The sequence below is a fragment of the Streptomyces sparsus genome, from assembly GCF_054776295.1.
Genome location: NZ_BAAHCA010000483.1, coordinates 1 through 3,740, shown reverse-complemented (window position 1 = coordinate 3,740; position 3,740 = coordinate 1). Strand labels below are relative to the sequence as shown.

Genomic DNA, 3,740 nt, shown 5'->3' with positions numbered 1-3,740 from the left:
GGCAAAGGCGCCGGGTCGCTGCCGCTGGCGCGAGCCGACGTCGCCGCCGGCCGCCGGCCCGACCGGCCGTCTTCCGCGGCCTACTTCCGGTTGTACAGCCGCATGGTGACCGTGCCGAAGACGACCAGCAGCAGACCGGCCCAGCCCAGCGACCAGGCGATGTCCGCCGCCGGCCACCGGCCGTCCATCAGGCCGCGCACCGAGGAGGCGAGGTGCGTGACGGGACTGTTGTTGACGAACGCCTGCAACCAGCCGGGCATCGTCCGCGGGTCGACGAAGATGTTGCTCAGGAACGTCAGCGGGAACAGCACCATCATGCTGACGCCCATCACCGACTTCTCACTGCGCAGCAGCAGGCCGAACATCGTCCACACCCACGAGAAGCAGAACGAGAAGACGAGCAGCAGCGCCACGCCGGCCACGACGCCCACCAGCCCGCCGGCCGGGCGGAACCCCAGCAGCAGACCGATGGACAGCATCACCACGGAGGCGATGGTGTACCGCAGCATGTCACCGAGCAGGTAGCCCACCATCGCGGAGGGGCGCCAGATCGGCAGCGTGCGGAAGCGGTCGAAGACGCCCTTCTCGATGTCGGTGTTCACCGACACGCCGGTGTACATGGTGATCATGACGACGCTCATCACCAGGATGCCCGGCAGCAGGAACTGCAGGTAGTCCGTGGTGGAACCGGCCAGCGCACCTCCGAAGAGGTACGTGTACATCAGCACCATCATGACCGGGAACGCGGTCACGTCGAAAAGCTGTTCCGGCACGTGCTTGATCTTCAGCATCGCCCGCCAGCCGAAGGTGACGGAGGCCGACCACGGAGTGGGCTTCGACGGGCGTTCGCCGGTCGCCAGCACCGCGGTGAGGCTCTCCGCGCTCACGGGGGCGAGGTCTTCCGACCGGGTCTCTGATGCGGTCGCGGTACTCATACCGCAGCCTCCTTCTGCTGCTCGGTGGTCGGCTCGTGGCTGGCCGGTCGGTCGGTGAGGGCGAGGAAGACCTCGTCCAGACTGGGCTGCCCCAGCGAGAAGTTGTCGACGGTCACGTCGGCCTGGGCCAGCTCGGACAGGGCCCGGGCGGCCTGCTCGGCGGCGCCCTGCCCGCTGCCGGCACCCACCCGGGCGGTGAGCGCCACCGGGTCGGCCTCCAACTGCACCTCGGCGTCGAGCACCCGGATCAGCACCCGCCGGGCCTCGTCGCGCTGCTCGGCGTCGCGCAGCCGCAGATGCACCGAACCGGCACCCACGGAGGCCTTCAGCTCCCCCTTGGTGCCCTCGGCGATCACCTTGCCCTTGTCGATGACGGCGATGCGGGACGCCAACTGGTCCGCCTCGTCGAGGTACTGCGTGGTCAGCAGCACGGTGGTGCCCTGCGCGACGACGGCCCGCACGATGTCCCACACCTGGTTGCGGCTGCGCGGGTCGAGGCCGGTGGTCGGCTCGTCGAGGAACAGCAGGTCGGGGGTGTTGAGAATGCTGGCGGCGATGTCGATGCGGCGGCGCATGCCGCCCGAGTAGTTCTTGACCTGCCGGTTGGCCGCCTCCGTCAGGCCGAAGGCATCCAGCAGCTGCCCGGCCCGCTGCCGTGCGGCGGGCTTGCGGTGGCCGAGCAGCCGTCCCAGCAGGACGAGGTTCTCGGTGCCGGTGAGGTCCTCGTCGACCGAGGCGTACTGCCCGGTGAGGCTGACGCGGCTGCGGACGGCGTCCGCCTCCCGCAGTACGTCGTGACCGAAGACCCGGGCCTCCCCGCCGTCCGGGCGCAGCAGCGTCGCCAGCATCTTGACCGCGGTGGTCTTGCCCGCGCCGTTCGGTCCGAGCACGCCGTAGACGGTGCCCGTCGGTACGACGAGGTCGATGCCGTCCACGGCACGGGTCTCGCCGAACACCTTGACCAGCCCCGAGGTTTCGATGGCGGGGCCGGAGTGCCGGCGTTGGTGGTCCTTCATGGGTGTGCCCTCTCTACGAGACGTACGGGCGGGCAGCGCGGGCCTCGCGCAGCGCGAGCCCCCACCAGGTGAGCTGGTCGAGCATGCAGTCCACCGCCTGCCCGTCGTCGTCGTACGTCGTTTCCATGATGTTGAAGTTCACGCTGTTTCGCAGCGTGACGGTGTGCAGCTCGGTGAAGACCGTGCGCAACTGCTCCACGGCGTAGCGGCCTTCCGACCGGTGGCCGTAGGAGACGAAGCAGACCGGTTTGGCGTGCCACTCGTCGTAGGCGTAGTCGATGGCCTGCTTCAGAGAGGCGGGGTAGCCGCGGTTGTACTCCGGTGTGACCACCACGAACGCCTCCGCCCGGGTCACCCGGCCGGCGAAGTCGGCCATCGGGCCGGTCGGTTCCTGCGGGTAGTGGCCGGGGAAGTCGAAGGCGGCCAGATCGACCACGTCGAGCGCGAGATCCTCCCGATGACCGGCGCGCTCGACGAACCAGCCGCCGACCCGTTCGCCCCGGCGCCCCTGCCGGGTGCTGCCGATGATCACCGCGGTGCGCAGCCGGTCGGAGGTGGTCCCGCCCGTGCCGGCCGTTGCGGTGCGCCGCTGCGGTGCTGCCATCAGTGCCTCCCGGGCCTTCTCGGTGACGGCCGACGCCGCCTGCACCCCTCAGGCGCCAGACGCGGTGCGAGATCCGCCAGACGCGATCTGGCGGACCCCGCCCGATGGCGCCGACCGGCGCGATCGGCGCGATTCCGGCGGGGAGCGACCGGGGAGCGGGCACCGGCGAGGGGCGTCGGTCGTCCGCCGCCGGCGAAGCGGAATCCGGACACGCGCACCTCTTGACGGCGACGGCCGTGCGGGCGGAGAGTGCTCACTAATCCGCATGAGCCCGCTCCCGGTCGTTGGCAGTCGGTAGCTAATGCGCATTAGTCAGGAGTGAACGTGGACGAGTCAGCAGCCGGCGCGAGCGCGGCCGGAGGCGGTGCCCTCCGCCGGGGCAGGCCGCGGCAGGCCGACGTGGCGCGGGCAGCCGGGGTCTCGCAGACCACCGTGTCGCTGGTGCTGGGTGGCAACAAGCAGGGCATCGTGATCCAGGAGGCCACCCGGCAGCGGGTGCTGGAGGCGGCCCGCTCGCTGGGTTACGTGCCCGACCCGGCCGCCACCCGGCTGGCCGCGGCCCGCAACAACCTGCTGGGCGTCTTCAGCTTCACCGCGACGTTCCCGACCGCCGTCGAGCACTCGTACTACCCGTTCCTGGTCGGTGTCGAGCAGGAGGCAGCGGCGCTGGGGTACGACCTGGTGCTGTTCACCGGGTCCAGCCCGGGCGGCGCGCAGGCGTCCCGGCCGCAGGCACTGTCCCGGGTCCGGCTGGCCGACGGCTGCCTGTTCCTCGGCCGGCACATCCCCGCCGCCGAGCTCCGCCGGTTGCTGGACGACGGCTTCCCGCTCGTCCACGTCGGACGCCGCGACGAACTCGCCGGCCTGGCCTGGGTGGGTGCGGACTACGTGTCGGCAAGCGCCGAGGTGGTGCGGCGACTCGCCGACCAGGGGCACCGGAAGGCCGTGCTGATCCGCGAGGACGACGACGCACCGGCGTCCACCGACCGCGAGCACGGCTTCACCGCGGGACTGGCCGCGGCGGGGATGCCGTCCGGACCCGGCACGGTCGTCAGGACGGCCGACCCGGCCGTCGAACTGACGCCGGAGCGGGTGCGGAACTGGCTGGCGGACGGCGTCACCGCGTTCGTCGCCGAGGAGACCGACACCGGGGCGGCCTGGCGGGCCCTGCTGGCGGCGGTGCGG

The 3,740-nt window shown here is 71.5% G+C and carries 4 protein-coding genes; 1 reads left to right on the top strand and 3 read right to left on the bottom strand.

All coding sequences use genetic code 11. The features are described from left to right. Window positions 1–80: 80 nt before the first annotated feature. From ACYVE9_RS18890 to ACYVE9_RS18880, 3 genes are read right to left on the bottom strand one after another with little or no spacing between them, the layout of a single operon-like run. The gene (locus ACYVE9_RS18890; RefSeq protein ID WP_461029064.1) at window positions 81–935 is read right to left on the bottom strand and encodes an ABC transporter permease; all 855 of its coding nucleotides are present in this window, start codon (window positions 933–935) and stop codon (window positions 81–83) included. Continuing rightward, complete coding sequence (locus tag ACYVE9_RS18885; protein WP_461029063.1) at window positions 932–1,951, bottom strand: ATP-binding cassette domain-containing protein; 1,020 nt, start codon at window positions 1,949–1,951, stop codon at window positions 932–934. Before ACYVE9_RS18885 ends, ACYVE9_RS18890 begins: the two co-directional genes overlap by 4 nt. Window positions 1,952–1,964: 13 nt before the next feature. Beyond that, window positions 1,965–2,555, bottom strand: a complete 591-nt coding sequence (locus ACYVE9_RS18880; protein ID WP_461029062.1) for an NADPH-dependent FMN reductase — start codon at window positions 2,553–2,555, stop codon at window positions 1,965–1,967. Between the two features lie 399 nt (window positions 2,556–2,954). Between ACYVE9_RS18880 and ACYVE9_RS18875 the strand changes: the two genes are divergently transcribed. Beyond that, window positions 2,955–3,740, top strand: a 786-nt coding sequence (locus tag ACYVE9_RS18875) for a LacI family DNA-binding transcriptional regulator (protein WP_461029065.1), incomplete at its 3' end; no start/stop codon positions are given.

What these genes read in the sequence shown, in the direction of transcription:
- ACYVE9_RS18885 (WP_461029063.1), bottom strand. Translation starts at nt 1,951, where the DNA reads ATGAAGGACCACCAACGCCGGCACTCCGGCCCCGCCATCGAAACCTCG.
- ACYVE9_RS18890 (WP_461029064.1), bottom strand. Translation starts at nt 935, where the DNA reads ATGAGTACCGCGACCGCATCAGAGACCCGGTCGGAAGACCTCGCCCCC.
- ACYVE9_RS18880 (WP_461029062.1), bottom strand. Translation starts at nt 2,555, where the DNA reads ATGGCAGCACCGCAGCGGCGCACCGCAACGGCCGGCACGGGCGGGACC.